Below are 21,628 nucleotides of genomic sequence, written 5' to 3' on the forward strand. Positions count from 1 at the left end.
CTATGGGAAAATGGTCCGCGTCCTTGAGGGCAGTGGTGTTAACGCAAGTACCTAATTAGTGGTATCGGCTGAAATGGGTCTAAGTGTATAGTTTCTTATAAAAAATTGTCAGAAAAATACCCACTATCGATTAGTGGGTATTTTTGGTGCAAACCACTTCCGCAAGGGTGGTTTTGGTGCAGGGAAGGCGCAAACGAAAAAGCCGGCACAAGGCCGGCTTTACTTGGAGCGGGATGTTTGGTGGGCGGTACAAGGCTTGAACTTGTGACCCCTGCCGTGTGAAGGCAGTGCTCTACCACTGAGCTAACCGCCCGTCGAGAGGGTGGCTATCATAATCAGGGTCCTCGTTAGCGTCAAACCCTTTTTCGTTCCGCGCTTGCGTCGTCGGCGAAGGGTATAATGACCGCCATTTTGCCCGCCGGGATTTGAGCCCATGGGCTGTGCTGATGAGGTGGAGGGGATGGCCGAGGAAAAGCTGCAGCGCGCGGGACGGCGCCTGGTCAGAATCATCGAGGATGCCGGCCTGCTGGTGATCCTGTTGGCGACACTGGTGGCGGCGGGGGAGGAGGTCATTACGATGATCTCCGCTCGCAGCGTGCACCTCGCCGATCTGCTGCTGCTGTTCATCTATCTGGAAGTGGTGGCGATGGTGAATGCCTACTGGCAGTCGGGCCAGTTGCCGGTGCGCATGCCCCTGTACATCGGTATGGTGGCCCTGGCGCGCTACCTGATCCTGGATATGAAGGAACTGGACGAGTGGCGCATGCTGGCGGTGGCGGTTGCGATTCTGTTGCTTGGCATTGCCGTGCTGGTGGTTCGCTACGGGCATGTGCGCTTCCCTTATGAAACGAGCGGCCGCAGGGCCGACAAACCCTAATAGACGCTGAACCTTCCCATGACGATAAGAACCCGCTTTGCCCCCAGCCCGACCGGCTACCTCCACATCGGCGGCGCCCGTACGGCGTTGTTTTCCTGGCTGTTTGCCCGCCGTCATGGTGGCACCTTCGTGCTGCGTATCGAGGACACCGACCTGGAGCGCTCCACCGCCGAATCGGTGAATGTGATCCTGGAGGGCATGACCTGGCTCGGTCTGGAGTATGACGAGGGGCCGTTCTTCCAGACCCATCGCTTCGACCGCTATGAGGAAGTCATCCAGCAGATGCTGGCCAAGGGCCTGGCTTACCGTTGCAGTTGCTCCAAGGAGCGTCTGGAGGCCCTGCGCGAGGAGCAGATGACCAACAAGCAGAAGCCGCGCTATGACGGCCGCTGCCGCGGTCAGCACGTCGATCCGAGCGAGCCGCACGTGATCCGTTTCCGCAACCCGGTGGATGGCGCGGTGGTGGTGGATGACCAGGTGCGTGGCAAGGTGGTGTTTCGTAACGATGAGCTGGACGACCTGATCATCAAGCGCAGCGACGGCAGCCCCACCTATAACTTCGTGGTGGTGGTGGATGACATGGACATGGGCATTACCCACGTCATCCGCGGCGATGACCACCTCAACAACACCCCGCGCCAGATCAACATCCTGCGCGCCCTCGGCGTGGAACCGCCCATCTATGCCCACCTGCCGATGATCCTGGGCGAGGATGGCCAGAAGCTGTCCAAGCGCCATGGCGCCGCCAGCGTCACTGACTACCGCGAGGAAGGCTACCTGCCGCAGGCGCTGCTCAATTATCTGGCGCGTCTGGGCTGGTCGCACGGTGATCAGGAGATATTCAGCCTTGATGAGCTGATCCAGCTGTTCGATATTGCCGAGATCAACAACTCCGCCTCGGCGCTCAACATGAGCAAGCTGCAGTGGCTGAATCAGCACTACATGAAGACACTGGACCCGGTGCAGGTGGCGCATCACCTGCGCTACCAGCTCGGCAAGCTGGGCATCGACCCCAGTGCCGGTCCCGATCCGGTGGCGGTGGTGCGCGCCTATTGCGAGCGCGCCAAGACCCTGGCCGAGATGGCGCAGCAGGCGGCCTGGCTGTACCGTGATTTCGAGGACTACGAGGCCGATGCGGCGAAAAAGCATTTGCGCCCGGTGGCGCTGGAGCCGTTGCTCAAGGTGCGTGAGGCGCTGGCTGCCTTGGGCGCCTGGGAGCCGGAGGCGCTGCATGCCACGGTGGAGCAGGTGGCGACCTCGCTGGAGTTGAAGATAGGCAAGCTGGCACAGCCGCTGCGTGTCGCCGTGGTCGGCGCCGCGGCCTCGCCGGGCATCGACGTGACCCTGCATCTGCTGGGGCGTGAGGCCTGCCTGCGCCGCATCGACCGCGCAGTGGACTTCATTCGCACCCGCGCCGAAGACAACTGATTACAGAAGAATTCATAAAGGAATACGCCAGCATGGGCAGTAACGAGACCAGCGCCCCTTCCAACTTCATCCGCCAGATCATCGAGCAGGATCTGGCCGCGGGCAAGAACGGCGGTCGCGTCGCGACGCGCTTCCCGCCCGAGCCCAACGGCTATCTGCACATCGGCCATGCCAAGTCCATTTGCCTGAATTTCGGCATTGCCCGCGATTATCATGGTACCTGCAATCTGCGTTTCGACGACACCAACCCGCATAAGGAGAACATGGAGTTCGTCGAGTCGATCCAGAACGATGTGCGCTGGCTTGGCTTCAGTTGGGGCGACAAGGTGTACTACGCCTCCGACTACTTCGAGCAACTCTACCAGTTTGCAGTGGAGCTGATCGAGAAGGGGCTGGCCTATGTGTGCGACCTGTCAGCGGAGGAGACGCGCGCCTATCGCGGCACCCTCACTGAGCCGGGCAGGGAGAGTCCCTACCGCAATCGCACCGTGGCGGAAAATCTCGACCTGTTCCGGCGCATGCGTGCCGGCGAGTTCCCGGACGGTGCCCGCGTATTGCGTGCCAAGATCGACATGGCCTCGCCCAACATCAACCTGCGCGATCCGACGCTGTACCGCATCCGCCACGGCGTGATTCATCACCAGACCGGTGCCGAGTGGTGCATCTACCCGATGTACGACTACACCCATCCCATCTCCGACGCGCTGGAGGGAATCACCCATTCCCTCTGCACCCTGGAGTTCGAGGACCACCGCCCGCTGTATGACTGGGTGCTGGACAACATCAGCATCGCCTGCCATCCGCAGCAGATCGAGTTCTCACGCCTCAATCTGCAGTACACCGTGATGAGCAAGCGCAAGCTGACCCAATTGGTCGATGAAGGTTTTGTCGAGGGCTGGGATGACCCGCGCATGCCCACCATCGCCGGTATGCGCCGCCGTGGCTACACCCCGGCCTCGGTGCGTGACTTCTGCGATCGCATCGGCATTACCAAGTCCGACAACACGGTGGAGATGAGTCTGCTGGAGAACTGCGTGCGTGAAGACCTCAATGTGCACGCGCCGCGCCGCATGGCGGTGCTGCGCCCGCTCAAGGTGGTGATCGAAAACTATCCGGAACAACAGGTGGAAATGCTGGACTGCGCCAACCATCCGCAGGATGAGTCCATGGGCAGTCGTAAATTGCCGTTCTGCCGTGAGATCTACATCGACGCCGAGGACTTCCGCGAGGTGCCCCCCCCCAAGTACAAACGTCTGGTGGCTGGCGGTGAAGTGCGGCTGCGCAACTCCTACGTCATCCGTTGCGACCAGGTAATCAAGAATGCCCAGGGCGAGGTCGTCGAGCTGCGTTGCAGCTATGATCCGGCCACGCTGGGCGTGAATCCGGAGGGCCGCAAGATCAAGGGCGTCATCCATTGGGTCTCTGCGCGTCATGCAGTGGAGGCCGAGGTGCGCCTGTACGATCGCCTGTTCAACGTACCGAGCCCCGATGCCGCCGCGGCGAAGGAGGGCAAGGATTACAAGGATTTTCTCAACGCCGATTCACTGCGTACCCTGACCCGCTGCTATCTGGAACCGGCGCTGGCTGGGGCCCAGGCGGGCGAGTTATTCCAGTTCGAGCGCGAAGGGTATTTCTGCCTGGACGCCCAGCGCACCGCTACTGGTGCCGCCATCTGGAACCGCACCGTAACCCTGCGTGATTCCTGGGCCAAAATGGATCAGCAGGGCGATTGAAACGGCGCTGAAATCTACGCTTGACAGAGGGCGCTATTTCATTAAAATGGCGCTCTCTTTCGGGGCTATAGCTCAGCTGGGAGAGCGCTTGCATGGCATGCAAGAGGTCGACGGTTCGATCCCGTCTAGCTCCACCAAATCCCGGGGACTGCCACGAGCAGTCCCGGTTTTTTTCTAGACAGTGTTTTGTCCCCTTCGTCTAGAGGCCTAGGACATCGCCCTTTCACGGCGGCGACAGGGGTTCGACTCCCCTAGGGGACGCCAACAACAAGCCTGCTCACTTTACGGTGAGCGGGCTTTTTTCTTTGCTGCGCTGGTAGTAGTTCGCTGCAGGGGGCATACGCTGCACAACGCACCAATGACCAGGCCCGGCCATCGTACGATGGCCGGGCCTGGTCAGTTGCACTGCCGCAGCGATGCAGCCTTTAGATGTAGTAGTCCTTCAGCGGCGGGAAGCCGTTGAATTCGACCGCGCTGTAGGTGGTGGTGTAGGCGCCGGTGGACAGCCAGTAGAGGCGATCGCCGATGGCCAGGTTGAGCGGCAGCGGATACTTGTAGTCTTCGTACATGATGTCGGCGCTGTCGCAGGTGGGGCCGGCGATCACCGCCTCTTCCAGTTCGCCATTCTTTTCCACGTAGATGGGGAACTTGATCGATTCGTCCAGTGTTTCAATCAGGCCGGAGAACTTGCCCACATCGACGTAGACCCAGCGGTTCAGCGCGGTACGCGCCTTGCGCGAGATGAGCACCACTTCACTCACCAGCACACCGGCATTGGCCACCAGCGAGCGACCCGGCTCCAGGATGATCTCCGGTAGCTCTTCACCGAAGTCCTCCACCAGGAAGCGGGTGATTTCCTCGGCGTAGGTCTCCATGTCATTGGTGCGCGACATGTAGTTGGCAGGGAAGCCGCCGCCCATGTTGATCATCTTCAGTTCGATACCGTCCTCTTCCTTCAGGCGCTCAAAGATAACCTTGACCTTGGCGATGGCAGCGTCCCAGGTACCGATGTCGCGCTGCTGCGAGCCGACGTGGAAGGACACGCCGTAGGGTTCCAGGCCCAGGTCGCGCGCCATGATCAACAGGTCCATGGCCATATCGGTCTGGCAGCCGAACTTGCGCGACAGCGGCCAGTCAGCGGTCTGCGTGCCCTCGGTGAGGATACGCACGTAGACCTTGGAGCCGGGCGCGGCCTTGGCGATGTTGCGCAGGTCGGCCTCGGAGTCGGTGGCGAACAGGCGTACGCCCTTTTCGTAGAAGTAGCGGATGTCCTTGCTCTTCTTGATGGTGTTGCCGTAGCTGACGCGGTCGGCGCTTACGCCCAGCCCCATCACCTTGTCCAGCTCATAGATGGAGGCGATGTCGAAATTGGCGCCCTTGTCGCGCACCAGCTCGATGATGGCCGGTGCCGGGTTGGCCTTTACGGCGTAATAGATCTTGGCGAAGGGAAAGCCGTGGACCAGTTCGTCGAACTGGCGGTTGACTGTTGCCGTGTCGACCACCAGAAACGGCGTGTCCTTGGTGTCGGCGAAGGCCTTGATGCGCGCAAAGGTTTCGCGGTCGAAGTAGTCGTCAAGCTTGAAGGGCATCACAAGGGCCTCGCCAGGGAAAGGGTGGCGCTATTCTAGGTGGCAGGGGCGGCCAGTACCAGTGGCCAAGGGCAGGGAAATGGATTTTTTGCGGCCTGGGGCCGGGGGCGCCTGTGAGCGTCCCCCGGGGATCAGGCGGCATGGCGTCGACGCAGGCGCTCGACGCCATGCTCGGCCAGGGAATATACCGCCGGTACCACCACCAGGGTGAGCAGGGTGGAGGTGAGCATGCCGCCGATGACCGCTACTGCCAGCGGGCCATTGGTGTCGGCGCCGGCGCCGAGGCCGGTCGCCGCCGGCAGCAGGGCCAAGATCACGGTGAGCGAGGTCATCAGCACCGGCCGCAGGCGGATGGGGCAGGCCTCGCGCAGAGCGGTGTCGATGTCCTTGCCCTCGCCGCGCAACTGGTTGGTCAAATCCACCAGCAGGATGGAGTTCTTGGCCACCAGGCCGAGCAGCAGCACCAGACCGATCATGGAGTAGATATTGAGGCTGTGGCCCAGCAGCCACAGGCCGGCGACGCCGCCGATCATCGCCAGCGGCTGCGCCATCATGATGATCAACGGTTGCAGGAAGGAGTTGAACTGGCTGGCCAGCACCATGTACAGCAGGATGATGGCCATGCTGAAGGCGAGCAGCATATACCCCACTGTCTTGCCGAACTCCTCTGCCTGGCCGACGAACTTCACCTGATAGCCCAACGGCAGCAACTGCGCCGCCTCGTCGCGCACCCGGTTGACCGCCTCGGCCAGCGGAATGGTGGGTGAGGCGAAGAACATGGCGGAGTATTGCAGGTCGAGGCGGCCGATGACCGCCGCACCCAGGGTGCGCTCGAAGTCCACCACGGTGTCCAGGCGCACCATGGCGCCCTGGCGGTTGCGCAGGTAGATGCGCTTGAGATCTTCCACGTCGTTGAGCGCACCTTCGGCGGCCTTGATGCGGATGTTGTAGCGTTCGCCGTCACCGGGGATGTCATTGTACTTGGCGACGTCGCTGCCGCTGGCCAGCAGGTAGATGGCGCTGGCGATGTCACGGCTGGACAGACCAAGGTCGGCAGCGCGCAGACGATCGATACGCGGCTCGATCTGCGGCAGGTTGAGTTGCAGATCGAGGTCGAGGCGCCCCAGTTCGGGGATGGCGCTCAGGCGTTCGCGCAGCAGGCCGGCCAGGCGCGCGGTCTCCTCCAGGTTGGGGCCGGCGACGGCGAACTGCAAGGGTTCGCCACGCTGGCCGCCGATGATCGGCACCTGCATGGCAAAGGCCTGCACGCCGGGGATCTGGAACAGTTCGCGCCGCACCTGCGCCACGATTTCGCTCTGGTGCAGCCTGCGTTGTTCACGCGGCTTGAGGTTGACGAAGGCCAGTCCCTGGTTGACCTGGCCCGCCTGACCCAGGCCGACGGCGCTGAAGAAGGTGGCGATCTCGTCGTGGCGCGCCAGGACCTCCTCGACCTTTTGCAGGCGCGACAGGGTGTAGTCGACGTTGGAGCCCAGTGGTGTTTTCACCACCACCATGAAGCGGCCTTCATCCTCTTCCGGCACAAAGCCCTTGCCGACGCGGCTGAAGAAGAAGCTGCTGGATGCGACGATGAGGGCGGTGACGAACAGCACCAGCCAGCGGTGATTCAGCGAAATCGTCAGCATGCGGCGGTAGCCATTCTCCATCGCCTCGAAGGCATGCTCGAAGAAATAGTAGAGCTTGCCGTGTTTCTTCTTCACGTCCAGGTAGCGTGAGCACAGCATCGGTGTCAGCGTCATGGACACGAACCACGACACCATCACGCCGAAGGTGACCACCACGGCAAAGGATTGGAAGAAGCGGCCGATGATGCCGCCGAGGAAGATCACCGGTGCGAAGATCGACACCAGGGCCAGGGTGGCGGCGAGCACTGCGAACACCACCTGATTGGTGCCGTGGATGGCGGCGCTGTGCGGGTCCGGGTCGATATGTTCACGGTGCCGGTAGATGTTCTCCAGCACCACGATGGCGTCGTCGACCACCACACCCACCAGCAGAAGCAGGGCCAGCAGGGTCATGGTGTTGAAGGTGAAGCCGGCGAAGTACATTACCGCGATGGCGCCGAACAGCGACACTGGGATGGCGACGGCAATGATCAGGGTGGAGCGGATGCTCTTGAGGAATGCGAACACCACCAGTGCCGCAAGCAGGGTGCCGAGGATCAGGTGTTCCTGCAGGGCCAATACCATCTCGCGGATGAACAGCGACTGATCGGAGGCGACGCTGATGGTGAGGCCGGGGGGCAGCTGCGGAATGATCTCGGTTTCCAGGCGACGATTCACCTCGTCGATGATGGCGACGGTGTTGGTGTTGGCGATCTTGACGATGCCGAGACCGACGGTGGGCTTGCCGTTGAAACGGGCCAGCTGACGGTAGTCGGTGAGGCCATCTTCCAGCTCGGCGATGTCGCGCAGGCGCACCGGTGCACCATCGCGCCAGGCCACCAGCAGCTGGCCCAGCTCATCCAGATTGTGAAATTCCAGGTCCAGCTTGATCAGGTCTTCGCTGCGCTGGTTGACCAGGAAACCGCCGGGCAGCTGCAGATGTTCGTTGTGGAACGCCGCCGCCAAATCCTGCGCCGTCACCTGGTGTGCGGCCATGCGCGCCAGATCGAGGTTGACGCGGATGGTGCGGTCGCGCCGGCCGCCGAGGCGTACTTCGCCCACGCCGTCGATGGTCTCCAGCTTCTTCTTGAGGACGTTGCGGGCGTATTGATTGAGCTGCTGCTGGGTGCGATCGCCCTGCAAGGCCAGCCACATAATGGGCGTGGCGCCAATCTCCACCTTGGCGACGATGGGCGGATCGGCATCATCGGGCAGCTGACGCAGGACCTGGTTCACCTTGGCCTGCACCTCGTTGAAGGCGACGTCCACGTCCTTGTTCAGGTTGAAGGTGATGGCGACGATGGACACGCCGGGCGAGGAACTGGACTGGATGTGATCGATGCCGGGTATGCTGTTCACCACCGTCTCGATGACGTTGGTGATGGAGGCGTCGACGATCTCCGGGTTGGCTCCGGGCATCACCGTGGTGATGGAGACGATGGGAAACTCGATGTCGGGGAAGCGGTCGACGCCGAGGCGGTCGTAGGCGACGATACCGAACAGCACCAGCACGGCCGACAGCATGTACGCCAGGACATGGCGTTTGATGGAAAGCTCAGGCAGGGTCATCAGCGCGGCTCCTGCACGGTCACCGGCGCTTTGTCCGTGAGGTAACCGGCGCCATCCACGGCCACCAGTTCACCGGCGCTGAGGCCGCTCAGGATCTGCACCTGGCCCTGACGGCGGATGCCGCTGCTCACCACGCGCTGTTCCGCCTTGCCGTCCTTGATGACATACACCACTTCGCCAGCGGGGCGGCGTACCAGCGAGGTTTCCGGCACGGTGATGGCGCCGGGATACTCCTCCAGGATCAGATAGGCATTGACGCTGGAACCGGGCTGCCAGTCGCCGGGATTGCGCACCTCCACCACCAGCTGCACGGCGCGGCTGCTGCTGCCGATCATCGGCAGGATCTCGCTCACCTGTCCGGTGATCGTCGTATCGGGCGCTGTCGGGCTGATCAGCTGTACCGCCAGACCGCTACGTAGCTGCGCGGCAAGGGTTTCCGGGAAGGGGATCTGCACGCGCAGCAGGTCGCGCGTGGCGAGCTGGAACACCGGCGTACCGGACTTCACATAGTCACCCACGTCGATGTTGCGTTGTTCCACCTGACCACCTACCGGCGCCCGGATCACGGTGCGCTCCAGGTTGCGCTGCGCCACTTCCAACCGCGCCTGCGCGGCCTTCAACTGCTCTTTCAATGCCTCCAGCTGGGCCGCCGCATCTTCCAGCACCGATTCGGTGGTGAAGTTGTTTTTTACCATGTCGCGCAGGCGTTCCACCTGACGGCCCTGGCTGGTGATCAGAGCCTCCAGCCGCCGCGTTTCCGCCTGGGCCGCATCGCGGCCCAGGCGGAAGTCCTTGTCGTCGAGCCGCGCCAGGACATCCCCCTGCGTCACATGCTGGCCCACATCCACGGCCACGGCCACCACGCGGCCATCCACCTCGGCGGCAACGCGGGGCGCCATCTTGCTTTCCACCTGGCCGATGGAGTGTTCCACCCGCTGCACCAGCCGGGCCTCGGCCTGGGTGGCGGTGATCAGGGTGGGACGCGGGCCGCTCGGCGCCGGGGCGTCGTCGTCGGATTTGCTGCAGGCGCCAAGCAGGGTGGTTGCAAGAAGGGGCAGGGCGATAAGCGCGAGTCGGTTCATGATGGTTCCGTGGGGTTGTTATTCAGTTATCAGCCTTGATGCCGTGCAGCAGCATGTCCATGGCTGCGCGGCTGAATCCGGCCGGGTCGGTGGCGAATGTCGTCCCCGGCAGGTGGCGCAACACGCGGTGGGCATCGAAGAAAAACACGTTGGCGGCCAGCAGCATGACCACCATCAGGGCCGGCTCCACATCGCTGCGCAATTCGCCCTGGGCCTGGCCGGCCTGGATGAGTGACAGCAGGCGGGAATAGTTGGCACCGAAGACCTGTTCGGCCAGCTCCTTGGCCTGGTCGTCGCTGCTCTGATTCACCTCGCGTTGGATCAGGCGGGCGCTGCGCTCGTTGCGCAGCAGTGAGTTCAGGTGATGGGCGACGAAGCGTTGCAGACGCTCGATCACCGGGCCGTCCTCCAGTTCCAACGCCTGCAGCAGTTCCGCCGAATCGTTGACGCAGGCGGTGCGCAACACCGCCAGGTACAGTGCCTTCTTGTTGCTGAAATGATGGAAGATGTTGGCCTTGCTCACGCCTGCGGCCTGGGCGATTTCATTCATCGATACGGCGTCGTAGCCGCGGGAGGCAAACAGGACTTCGGCGGCGGCAAGAATGGCGCGCGCGCCCTCGCTGACCACCGGGTTGTCCGGACCATGTGTGTTGGGTGTAGGCATGTGCACTCCGCTGACTGACCGGTCGGTCAGTCAGCGGATGCTAGCCGAGTCGGTGCAAGGGTGCAAGCCTAGGAAGGCTGGGGAATTACGCAGTGTTGGTGGGATTCATGTGACCCCGCCGCCCGCAGGACGGGCGGCGGGGAAAACAGGGGGATCAGGCGGGGGAGAAAAATAACGCCAGGGTGGTGCGGCGGCGTTGAATCAGACGCTGATAGAGTTCGTGGGCCCATTGCTCCGTCTCGTCGCCGCTGATGGGGTCGAGGCTGCTGAGGCCGTTGTGCAGGTGGTCCAACTCCTGTTCCAGGCGGCTCTTGAGCTGGGCCAGTCCGGCCTGCAGTTCGGTGTGAACGACGTGGGCATCCATGGCTTATTCTCCTTGTTGGGCGTGCGGTATTAGGCTGGCAGGCATCCCCAGGAGTTGCTGTAGGAAAATTCCTATATTGCTGTAAGTCAAAAAAGAAACAACCAGTACACCAGGACATTGAGGGCGGTGAGGGGAATACCGATCTGGGCGAATTGCAGGAAGGTGAGGGTGGCGCCGTGCCGCTCGGCGCTCTGTACCACGATGATGTTGCTGGCGGCGCCAAGCAGCAGCAAGTTACCGGCGACAGTGCTGCCCGCCGCCAGGGCCATCAGGGTGGCGGTGTCGGCCGGTTGCAGCAGCGGCAGGTACAGGGCCACCAGCGGCACGTTGGAGATCAACTGGCTGAGCAGCACGCTGATACCGAGCACCGTGCCAGGGGCGTGCAGGTCGAAATGGGCAGCCTGCAACTGGTGCTGAAAGTAGCCGCTCTGCCAGACGCTGGCCATCAGCACGAACATGGCGGCAAAGAAGATCAGCGTCGGCCAGTCGACCCCGTGCAGGCGCGCGCCGATTTGGCGGGTGACCAGCAGGGGCAGGGCCGCGACCAGGGCAATGTGGCTCAGACGCAGGGTCAAGTCGGTCGGCAGCAGCGCCAGTGTCACCTTCAGCGCAATCAGCCCCAGCAGCAGAACCAGCGCCAGTTTTACCCGCCGGGTCAGTGCCGGATCGTTGGGGGTGACGGCCGTATGGACCAGCGGCGTGCGGTGGAATTCGCGGTGGAACATCAGCCTTAGCAGGCCGTAGGTCAACAACAGGTTGAGTAGGGTGGGCAGGGCCAGATGGCGGGCGAAGGTGAGAAACGGGCTGTCCACGCCGCCCCACAGGGCGATGAGCAGGTTCTGCGGATTGCCGATGGGGCTCATGGTGCTGCCGAGGGTGACGGCGAAACACAGGGTCAGCAGCAGCAGGCGCGGCGCCATGTTGTGTTCGCGTGCCAGGCGCAGAACCAGTGGTGTGCCGATGATGGCCAGGGTGTCGTTCATCAACACGGCCGAGCCGAGTCCGCCACCGAACAGGATCAGCAGCACCAGGGCATCGCTGCTGCGGGCGTGGCTGAACAGGCCGTAGGCGAGGTAATAGAGATAACCGCTTTGCACCAGCGCCTGGCCGATGACGAACATGCCGAACAGGAACAGCATCACGTCCCAGTCGATGGCCTGCCAGGCCGCCAGCGGCGTGATCTGGCCGGTGAGCAGCACGGCCAGGGCTCCGCCCAGCATGGCCTGCCAGATGGCGATGCGGAAGCGGCCGATACGCCGCGCGGCGATGAGCAGGAAAACGACGAGCAGGGTGATGAGCGACAGGTTCACGATGCGTGTTACGTTATCCGCGATCTCCTGTCCGTTCAACGATAAGCGTCAATGCTCATCACTCCACTACCTTGGCCCGCAGGGTGCGGTACAGCGTGAAGGCCTTGCGCACCTGCTCGCGCAGTTCCTTTTCGTCCCATGGCTTGCTGAAGTATTTGTGGATCACGCCGTTGTTGACTGCCTGGCTCACCGTTTCCAGATCGCCGTGGCCGCTGAGCACGATACGCACCGTTTCCGGGTACAGACTGCGGACGCGGCTCAAAAATTCGATGCCGCTGAGATCGGGCATGCGTTGATCGCTGATGATGACGCCGGCGCCATGCAGGGCCAGCAGTTCGAATGCCTGCTGGGTATTGCTGGCGGTGAGCAGGTGGTAGCCCTCTTTCTGGAATAGGCGGCGCAACGCGCTGAGAATGTTGGCCTCGTCGTCCAACAGCAGCAGGGTGTTCAACTCGCGGTCGCCATCGCGCTGCGGCAGGTTGAGAGTCCGCTCATCACGCAGCAGCAGCTCCAACTCACTGGCGGGCAGTGGCCGGCTAAACAGGTAGCCCTGCAACAAGTCGCAGCCCTTGTCGCGCAGGTAGACCGCCTGGGCCTCGGTTTCCACCCCCTCGGCGACGACCTTGAGACGCAGGCTGGCGGCCATGGCGATGATGGTCATGGCGATGGTGGCCTGATCCGGCGCGGTAGTGATATCGGTGACGAAGCTGCGATCGATCTTCAAGGTATCGAAGGGGAAGCGGCCCAGGTGGGACAGACTGGAATAGCCGGTGCCAAAATCGTCCACGGCAAGGCTCAGGCCCAGGGTCTTGAGTTCGTGCAATACGGCCGCGGTGGCCTCGGGGGACTCCATCACTGCGCTTTCCGTCAGTTCCAGCTCCAGGTAGCGCGGCGCCAGCCCGGTTTCTTCCAGGACGCGAGCGACGGTGTTTACCAGCGTAGTCTGACGCAATTGCCGTGCGGAAAGATTGACGGCGATGCTGACGGCAGGCAGTCCGGTCTCCTGCCAGCGCCTGTTCTGGCGGCAGGCCTCGCGCAGCGCCCATTCGCCCAACACATGAATCAGCCCGGTCTCCTCGGCGACCGGAATGAAGCGCTGGGGGGAGATCCAGCCCTCGGTGGGATGGCACCAGCGTGCCAGTGCCTCGACGCCAACGATGCGGCCGGTGGCCATCTCTACCTTGGGCTGGTAGTGCAGCTCCAGTTCGTTTTGTTCCAGCGCACGGCGCAGGTCGTGTTCCAGCGACAGGCGTGCCGAGGCCTCGGCGTTCAGTTCGTCGGTATAGAAACGGTAGTGATTGCGGCCTTCGCGCGAGGCCTGATGCAGGGCGGTGGCGGCATTGCGCAGCAGGGTGTCGAGATCGTCGCCGTCCTGGGGCATCAGGCTGATGCCGATGTGCAGTGACAGGCGCAGTTCGTGTCCCTCCAGTTCGATGGGTTGCGCCACCATGTCGAGCATGCGCTGGGCCACGGTACTGACATCGTCGGGGTGCTGTACTTCCGACAGCAACACCACGAATTCGTCACCGCCATAGCGTGCCACCGTATCGTGGCCGCGCGCCACCTGGCTCAGACGTTTGCCGATGGTACGCAACACCTCGTCACCCATGCGATGGCCGAGGCTGTCGTTGATCAGCTTGAAGCGGCTCAGATCCAGCGACAGCAGGGCAAGCAGGCTGTTGTCGCGCCGGCTGGCGGCGGCGGCCTGGGCGAAACGCTGTGCCAGCAGGTTGCGGTTGGGCAGCTGGGTCAGTTCATCGTAATAGGCCAGGAAGTTGAGCTGCTCCTCCAACTGTTTGCGTTCACTGATGTCATGTTGCAGGCCGACGAAATGGGTAATGGTGCCGTCGGCATCGCGTACCGGGCTGATGGAGACGAGTTCCCAATACAGCTCGCCGTTCTTGCGTCTGTTGACGAGTTCACCTTCCCATACCTCGCCCTGGGTGATGGTGTCCCACAATTCGCGGTAGCGCTCGGGTGAGGTGCGGCCCGATTGCAGCATGGTGAGCTTGCTGCCGCGCACTTCCGCTGCCGTATAACCGGTGGTACGCGTGAACTGTGGATTGACGTATTCGACGATGCCGTTGGGGTCGGTAATGATCACCGAGCTGACACTTTGCTCGATGGCCTGGCTCAGTTTGCGCAGCTCGGTTTCGGTACGGATGCGGTCGGTGACATTCTTGCTGCCGGAGATGTAGTGGGTGATGGCTCCGCTGTTGTCGCGCACCGGGCTGATGGCTACCTCTTCGTAATAGGGGGTGCCGTCGGCATGGCGGTTGGTGAGTGTGGCGCGAAACACTTCACCGCGTTCCAGCGCCTTGCTGAAGCTCTGGTACAGGGCCGGATCATTGAGTTCCGTCTTGAACATGGCGGCGTTCTTGCCTAGCACCTCGGTGCGCTGATAGCCACGTGTCTGTTCGAAGGCTGCATTGACGTATTCGATGATGCGGTTGCGATTGGTGATGATGACCGAGTCGGCGCTTTGCTCCAGCGCCTGGGAGAATACCCGCAGCCGGGCGGCGTCGGCCTCGCGCTGGCGGATGTCATCCAGCAGGGTCAGGCGCATCTGTTCGAAGGCGGTGGCCAGATGGCCCAATTCATCGTTGTTGAACGGCGGCAACGGCTGCTCCAGTTGCCCATGGGCAATGGTATTCACCGCGCCTTCCAGCCGTTTGAGCGGGAGCAGCAGGCGCTGGCGGATGGTGCGCACGACGACGACAAATACAGCGGCGGTGATCAGCAGCGCCAAGACCAGCAGGGCGGTATCGAGCATAGCCCGGTGACGCAGCTGGCCGATGTCACGGCGCAGGTGGCTGCTCACGGTCTCGGACAACACGATGATGGTGTTGATGCCCTGGGTGGCCTCGGCATACCACTGTTCGGCCGTGATCGGATAGGGGCGCCCCTCACGGCTGGCGGCGTAGATCTGCTGGCGCAGATCTTCGTAGCGTCCAAGAAAGCCGCTGCTCACCGCCGCGGAGGCCAGGGTCAGTTCGCGCGAGGCAGGGAACTGGCGCACGATGCGTTCGGCGCGGGTCAGCGCCAGTTCGACGATGTGACGGAACTGACGCAGTTGCGCCAGTTCACCTTCGCTCAACGGACGGTTACGGGCGATGGCGGTGCCGATGATGGCGCGCTCGCGGCCGGCATACTCGCTGACGGTGAACAACACTTCCTTCATCACCGGATTGGGGCTGTAGGAATAGATGTTGCCCGGCAGCGGCGCCATGCTGGCCCGGCGCACATCGGCCAGCGCCTCGATATGGGCACTGGCCAGCACGATCCACGCCTCTTCTCCGCCCGACAAGGCGCCCTGGTCGATCAAATTGCGCGCGGCCTCCAGTTCGCCGCGACTGCGCGCCAGATCGTGCAGGGCGATGGAGAGGGGATGGTTGGGGGGCAGGTTGGGGAGCAGATGTACGGCATCCAGCAGACGCCGGTAGTGCTGATCGACGGCGCTGCGTTGCTGCGCCATTTCGGTGAGCATATCGGCCGGAGTGGCAATGCTGGCGAGCAGGGCGGCGGTGATGCCGCGCTCCATGGCCATGACGGCGCTGGCACGCAGGGAGAGGTCCGCCATGTGGTTGGTCTGCTCGACCCAGGCAACAGCGTGCAGTTTTTCCCGGGCCTCGCGGAATTCCCACAGGCTGCCGGCCAGGATCAGCACTCCGAGCAGGGCCAGCAGCGTCATGAGCAGGCGGCGTATGGACATCGTTTCCCCCCAAACAGCCCGTCGAGCGTCCGTGTCTGCGGGTTATTGTTGTTGTTCCGATGTGCTGCAGCTGCCTTCCTGCCAACCGTGCCGGTAGGCGCATGGGGCTGCTTCAATTGCCCACTGGCTGGCTAAGGATATGGCGTATGTCGACAATGTAAGTGGGGCATATATAAAAAGCAAGGCCGCGACCCTTGCCGGTCGCGGCCTTCAAAAAGCAGTTGCGAGTTGCGGGCCTCGAATTTCGCACCCCGACAACGGGGTGCGAAACTCCAAACCTTCATTTATGCGCCCGATTGTGCACCAGGTCGTCGACCACGGCGGGGTCGGCGAGGGTGGAGGTGTCGCCGAGAGAGTCGGTCTCATTGGCGGCGATCTTGCGCAGGATGCGGCGCATGATCTTGCCGGAGCGGGTCTTGGGCAGGCCGGGGGCCCACTGGATGACATCGGGCGAGGCGATGGGGCCGATCTCGCTGCGCACCAGCTGCACCAGCTCCTTCTTCAGGGCGTCGGACGGTTCCACGCCCTTGACCAGGGTGACGTAGCAGTAAATGCCCTGACCCTTGATGTCGTGCGGGTAGCCCACCACCGCGGCCTCGGCGACGGCCTCGTGCAGCACCAGGGCGCTCTCGATCTCGGCGGTGCCCATGCGGTGGCCGGAGATGTTGAGCACGTCGTCGACGCGGCCGGTGATCCAGTAGTAGCCGTCGGCATCACGCTTGGCGCCGTCGCCGGTGAAGTACATGCCCGGATAGGTCTTGAAATAGGTGTCGATGAAGCGCTGGTGGTCGCCGTAGACGGAGCGCATCTGGCCCGGCCAGGGGCGGGTGATGACCAGATTGCCCTCGCACTCGCCCTCCAGCACATTGCCCTCGTTGTCGACGATGGCCGGGGCCACGCCGAAGAAGGGTTTGGTGGCGGAGCCGGGCTTGAGCGCGGTGGCGCCGGGCAACGGGGTAATGAGATGGCCGCCGGTCTCGGTCTGCCACCAGGTATCGACGATGGGGCAGCGCTCCTCGCCGACGATGTGGTAGTACCACTCCCAGGCCTCCGGGTTGATGGGCTCACCCACGGTACCGAGCAGGCGCAGGGACTTGCGCGAGGTCTTCTGCACCGGCTCGGCGCCCTCGCGCATCAGCGCACGGATGGCGGTGGGAGCGGTGTAGAAGATGTTCACCTGATGCTTGTCGATGACCTGCCAGAAGCGTGAGGCGTCAGGATAGGAGGGAATGCCCTCGAACATGAGCGAGATGGCGCCATTGGCGAGCGGGCCATAGACGATGTAGGTGTGGCCGGTGACCCAGCCCACGTCGGCGGTGCACCAGTAGATGTCGCCGTCGTGGTAGTCGAAGGTGTACTTGTGGGTCATTGCCGCGAACAGCAGATAGCCGCCGGTGGTGTGCAGCACGCCCTTGGGCTTGCCGGTGGAGCCGGAGGTGTAGAGGATGAACAGCGGGTCTTCCGCATCCATCTCCTCGGGCTGGCAGTCCGGCGAAGCCTTGGCCATGGCCTCGTGGTACCACACGTCACGGCCGTCCTTCCAGGCGATGGCGCCGCCGGTACGCTTCACTACCAGTACCGTATGGACGTTGGGGCACTGCAGCAGGGCCTTGTCGGTGTTGCCCTTCAGGGGCACCGCCTTCTTGCCGCGCAGGCCCTCATCGGCGGTGATCACCACCTGGCAGTCGGAGTCGAGGATGCGATCCTTGAGCGACTCCGGCGAGAAGCCGCCGAACACCACCGAATGCACCGCACCGATGCGCGCACAGGCCAGCATGGCAACGGACGCCTCGGGGATCATCGGCATGTAGATGCAGACGCGGTCGCCCTTCTTGACGCCGCGGGACTTGAGCACATTGGCAAACTTGCTCACCTCGGCGTGCAGCTCGCGGTAGGTGATCTTCTTGTCCTCGGCGGGGTCGTCGCCCTCCCAGATCAGGGCCACCTGATCGCCGCGTTTTTCCAGATGACGGTCCAGGCAGTTGTAGGCGACATTGAGCTTGCCGCCCTCGAACCAGCGGATGTGGCCCTTGTGATAGTCCCACTCGGATACCTTGCTCCAGGGCTTGGACCAGGTGAGGAAGGCTTGGGCCTGCTCGGCCCAGAAACCGTCCGGGTCCTTGATCGACTGCTGGTACATGGCCTCGTACTTGGCCGCGTCGATGTGCGCGCCGGCGGCGAAGGCGGCGGGAACCGGATAGATATGTTTTTCGGACATGGAACTACCTCCCATCGGTTTTAAAAATTGTCCGTCAATGAACGCGAATGTACGCCAATGAGTCCGCGGGCCTGGTTGCGTTCATTGGCGGACTCGGATTCTTGTGCGGGTAAAGTGACTTCTCTGTGTCTCTACGGCAAGTCTTAATAATTCACATTCCGCCGTACAGCCCGGTCTGACTGTTATGGCGCTCGAGTTTCTCCAGCATCATCAGATCGCCCACGGTACGCAGCCCCTTCTTCCTGGCCTGGTCGAGCAGGATCAGCAGGAATTCGCCGGTGACCAGACAATCGGCCAGGGCGCGGTGGCGCGTGTGGGCGCGCAGATTGAAATGTTCCAGCCATGCGTCCAGTGGCTGATGGTGCAGACGCAGCTCCGGAAACAGGCCGGGTGCTATCCATGCCAGGTCCAGCCAGGTGTTGGGCAGGCGCACGCCCAGATGTTTGCGTAGCGCCCGTCCCAGCATGGCCTCATCAAAGCCGGCATGGTAGGCCACCAGCGGATGCTTGCCCGCATACTCCAGAAAATCCATCAACACCACCTGCGGCGGCTCACCGGTGGCGACCGCGGTGGGGGTGATGCCGTGGATCAGGATGGTGTCCCGCGGGCCGGATTCGAGGGCTGCCAAGATCCGCTCGAACCCTGCGCCTGCCAGCATGCGATTGCCTTCCATCGGTACCGCGCCAATGGCCAGCAGGTGATCGCGTGCCGGGTTGAGGCCCGTGCTTTCCACGTCCACCAGCACCATGTACACCTCGTCGAGCGAGGTGGATGCAGGTACTGGCGCCGTGCGGCGCCAGGCATCGAGCCGGGCGCGCAGTTCGGCATCCAGCGCCGGTCGTCCCAGCCATTGTCGTAACCAGTTCATGGTTCAGCACTTTGCCCCAGCCGCGCATCAAAGTTCAAGGTGAAAAAGAAAACACCTGCCGCGGAGACGCGAAGGCGCAGAGGGATTCAAATATAAAAACTCTGCGTCTTCGCGTCTCTGTGGTGGGTTTGATTGCTGTCAGTGCGCCGAGGCCCCCTCAGCGTGGATGCCGGTATTCTGGCGCACGTACAACTCGTCCCACATCTCCTCGGAGCGTTTATCGCGGGTGAGCAGGGAGCCGAGGATCACCATCAGGAAGCCGAGCGGGATGGAGATCAGGCCCGGATTCTTGAGCTCGAACAACGGCTTTTCCAGGCCCACCAGGCTGGTGCGCTGGCCGGCGAATTTCTCCACATCGGCCTCGGCCTTGGCCAGCTCCTTCTCCAGCTTGGTGATGTCGCGTTGCACGGCCGCCTGCGTCTCTGCATCGGCGCTGCTCAGGTTGGAACGCAGTTGCTCCAGTCGGGCCGGCGTGGCGGCGATGACGTTCTGCGCCGCGGCGGTGACTTGCAGCGGATAGGTCATGTTGGGCGATACCAGCACCAGGCCGATGGCGGTGAGTGCGCCGACGGTCATGCCCAGCACGATACCGGTGGTGTTGCAGCGCTTCCAGTACAGAGTGAGGAATATGGCGGGCAGATTGGACGATGCGGCGACGGCGAAGGCCAGTGCCACCAGGTGCGCCACATTCTGACCCTGAGCCAGGATGCCGACGGTGATGGCGAGCAGGCCGACCACCAGCGAGGACACACGGGCGGCGATTACCTGTTCGCGCGGCGAGGCATGGTCGCCCTTGATCACGCCGACGTAGATGTCGTGCGCCATTGCCGAGGCGGAGGCCAGCACCAGGCCGGCGACCACCGCGACGATGGTGGCGAAGGCCACGGCGGCGACGAAGGCGAGGAACAGGTTGCCCAGCATGGAGTCGGCACCGCCACCGACGTACTGGGCCAACAGCGGCGCGGCCATGTTGCCGCCCTTGTCCAGCGCGGCGATGGGATTGGCACCGACATGGATCGCCGCACCCATGCCGAGGAACAGGGTGAGCACGTAGAAGCCGCCGATGATGGCCATGGCCCAGATCACCGACTTGCGCGCATCCTGCGCGGTGGGCACGGTGAAGAAGCGCATCAAAATGTGCGGCATGCCGGCGGTGCCGAGCACCAGGGCCATGCCCAGCGAGATCTGGTCGATGGGATTCTTCAGGAACAGGCCCGGTTCAAGAAAACGCTGGCCCAGTTCGGAGGCGGTCATGTTGTTGGCGGCGTCGCCCAGCAGCTTGGCCACCTGTGCCTGCACCTTGGCATCGCCGGTGACCGCGGTGAGGAAACCGGGCAGGCTGAAGCCGTAGGGCGCCCACACAAAGGCCACCAGCAGCAGTGAGGCGGTGACCAGCAGCACTGCCTTGGTGATCTGCACCCAGGTGGTGGCCTTCATACCACCGAACACCACGTAGGCCAGCATCAACAGCCCGACACCGATTACCGACACCGTGTAGTCGATGCCGATGAGGGTCTTGATGAGGATACCGCCGCCGACCATTTGGGCGGTGAGGTAGAAGGTGGAAACGGTGATGGTGGAGATCGCGGCCACCGTCTTAGCTGCCTTGGGATTGTTGCGGAAGGCGAGGATGTCGCCCAGGGTGTATTTGCCGATGTTGCGGCACGGTTCGGCGATCACCAGCAACACGGTGATATAGGCCACCAGCCAGCCGACGGAGTACATGAAGCCATCGTAGCCGTAGAGCGATATCAGGCCGGCGATGCCGAGGAAGGAGGCGGCGGAGAGATAGTCGCCGGCAATGGCCCAGCCGTTCTGCACCCCGGTTACGGAACGTCCGGCGGCGTAGAACTCAGCAGTGGAGTGGGTGGAGCGGGCCGCCCAGTAGGTGATGTACATGGTGAGGGCGATGATGCCGCCGAATACCGCGAAGGTCATCCACTTGTATTGGTCGGCGACGGCGCCGGAGGCGTGGGCAGGCAGCGCCATGAACAGCAGCGCAAGCGCTGCAAGCCAGAATATTTTGTTATGCATCATCATTACACTCCGATCTTGTGGGCGTCGCGCACGATTTCTTGCGCCATGGCATCGAACTCCGCATTGGCACGGCGCGAATAGACGAAGGCGATGGTCCAGGCCACCACAAACTCCGACAGGGCGAACAGAATGCCGACGTTGACCGGGCCCCAGACACGGACATTGAACAGTTCGCTGAAATAGGCGGCGCCAATGGGGAGCAGGAAGTAGTAGACGACGGAAAAGATCATCAGTCCCCATAGAAACATGGATTTCTTGCGGTGCAGCGCCTGAAAGCGCGGGTCCGCATCGAGCGCGGCCCAGTTGACGTGCGATTTACTCATCGCGTTAGCTCCTTTGGTGGTAAGACAATAAACCCACAGTTGCACCGCAAAGCCTGTGCGCAAAGAACAAAGACGGTCCGCAAATGAACGCAAAAACGCAAATGTACATTCGCATTGTTTGCGTCCATTCGTGTTCATTCGCGGACAGCTGCTAGCAGTTGATCTTTTCGTTCTTTGCGTCTCTGCGACGCGCGTGTTTATCAGTCTCCGTTGCTCCCACCGAAAGAACCCC

The 21,628-nt window shown here is 62.7% G+C and carries 14 protein-coding genes and 3 tRNA genes; 5 read left to right on the forward strand and 12 right to left on the reverse strand.

Annotated features, from left to right (window positions below; genetic code table 11):
- Positions 1-238 precede the first annotated feature (238 nt).
- Positions 239-313, reverse strand: a tRNA-Val gene (locus ACMV8A_RS11025).
- A 120-nt stretch (positions 314-433) separates the two neighbouring features.
- Here ACMV8A_RS11025 and ACMV8A_RS11030 point away from each other — a divergent pair.
- The 5 genes from ACMV8A_RS11030 to ACMV8A_RS11050 all read left to right on the forward strand — a co-directional run bounded on the left by ACMV8A_RS11030 (position 434) and on the right by ACMV8A_RS11050 (position 4,302).
- A complete protein-coding gene (locus ACMV8A_RS11030; protein ID WP_495325841.1) occupies positions 434-877 on the forward strand; it encodes a phosphate-starvation-inducible protein PsiE in 444 nt (147 codons plus the stop codon).
- Positions 878-895: 18 nt separating this feature from the next.
- Complete coding sequence (gene gltX, locus ACMV8A_RS11035; RefSeq protein ID WP_495325842.1) at positions 896-2,305, forward strand: glutamate--tRNA ligase; 1,410 nt, start codon at positions 896-898, stop codon at positions 2,303-2,305.
- A 32-nt stretch (positions 2,306-2,337) separates the two neighbouring features.
- Positions 2,338-4,038 carry a glutamine--tRNA ligase/YqeY domain fusion protein gene (locus ACMV8A_RS11040; RefSeq protein ID WP_495325843.1) on the forward strand — a complete coding sequence of 567 codons (1,701 nt, stop codon included), beginning with the start codon at positions 2,338-2,340 and terminating at the stop codon, positions 4,036-4,038.
- A 61-nt stretch (positions 4,039-4,099) separates the two neighbouring features.
- Positions 4,100-4,175 (forward strand) — tRNA-Ala (locus ACMV8A_RS11045).
- 51 nt (positions 4,176-4,226) lie between these two features.
- Positions 4,227-4,302 (forward strand) — tRNA-Glu (locus ACMV8A_RS11050).
- A 161-nt stretch (positions 4,303-4,463) separates the two neighbouring features.
- Here the strand turns inward: ACMV8A_RS11050 and ACMV8A_RS11055 are convergent.
- From ACMV8A_RS11055 to ACMV8A_RS11105, 11 genes are all read right to left on the reverse strand, one after another.
- The gene (locus tag ACMV8A_RS11055; protein ID WP_495325844.1) at positions 4,464-5,627 is read right to left on the reverse strand and encodes a type III PLP-dependent enzyme; all 1,164 of its coding nucleotides are present in this window, start codon (positions 5,625-5,627) and stop codon (positions 4,464-4,466) included.
- Between the two features lie 131 nt (positions 5,628-5,758).
- Positions 5,759-8,818, reverse strand: a complete 3,060-nt coding sequence (locus tag ACMV8A_RS11060) for an efflux RND transporter permease subunit (protein WP_495325845.1) — start codon at positions 8,816-8,818, stop codon at positions 5,759-5,761.
- Positions 8,818-9,900: an efflux RND transporter periplasmic adaptor subunit gene (locus tag ACMV8A_RS11065; protein ID WP_495325846.1), complete on the reverse strand. Its 1,083-nt coding sequence runs from the start codon at positions 9,898-9,900 to the stop codon at positions 8,818-8,820. Before ACMV8A_RS11065 ends, ACMV8A_RS11060 begins: the two co-directional genes overlap by 1 nt.
- 22 nt (positions 9,901-9,922) lie before the next feature.
- Positions 9,923-10,564, reverse strand: coding sequence for a TetR/AcrR family transcriptional regulator (locus ACMV8A_RS11070; protein ID WP_495325847.1), 642 nt, complete (start codon positions 10,562-10,564; stop codon positions 9,923-9,925).
- A gap of 154 nt (positions 10,565-10,718) precedes the next feature.
- Positions 10,719-10,928, reverse strand: coding sequence for a hypothetical protein (locus ACMV8A_RS11075; RefSeq protein ID WP_495325848.1), 210 nt, complete (start codon positions 10,926-10,928; stop codon positions 10,719-10,721).
- Positions 10,929-11,014: 86 nt separating this feature from the next.
- Positions 11,015-12,238 carry an SLC13 family permease gene (locus ACMV8A_RS11080; protein ID WP_495325849.1) on the reverse strand — a complete coding sequence of 408 codons (1,224 nt, stop codon included), beginning with the start codon at positions 12,236-12,238 and terminating at the stop codon, positions 11,015-11,017.
- Between the two features lie 58 nt (positions 12,239-12,296).
- Positions 12,297-15,950, reverse strand: a complete 3,654-nt coding sequence (locus tag ACMV8A_RS11085; protein ID WP_495325850.1) for an EAL domain-containing protein — start codon at positions 15,948-15,950, stop codon at positions 12,297-12,299.
- A gap of 280 nt (positions 15,951-16,230) precedes the next feature.
- On the reverse strand, positions 16,231-18,168 hold the full coding sequence (gene acs, locus ACMV8A_RS11090; protein ID WP_495325851.1) for an acetate--CoA ligase: 1,938 nt from the start codon (positions 18,166-18,168) through the stop codon (positions 16,231-16,233).
- Between the two features lie 151 nt (positions 18,169-18,319).
- A complete protein-coding gene (locus ACMV8A_RS11095) occupies positions 18,320-19,036 on the reverse strand; it encodes a 3'-5' exonuclease (protein ID WP_495325852.1) in 717 nt (238 codons plus the stop codon).
- 138 nt (positions 19,037-19,174) lie between these two features.
- Positions 19,175-21,070: a solute symporter family protein gene (locus ACMV8A_RS11100; protein WP_495325864.1), complete on the reverse strand. Its 1,896-nt coding sequence runs from the start codon at positions 21,068-21,070 to the stop codon at positions 19,175-19,177.
- Between the two features lie 5 nt (positions 21,071-21,075).
- Positions 21,076-21,396 (reverse strand): DUF485 domain-containing protein, encoded by a 321-nt coding sequence (locus tag ACMV8A_RS11105; protein WP_495325853.1) that lies wholly within the window; start codon positions 21,394-21,396, stop codon positions 21,076-21,078.
- Positions 21,397-21,628 lie beyond the last annotated feature (232 nt).

It is taken from the genome of Sulfurivermis sp. (assembly GCF_059410345.1).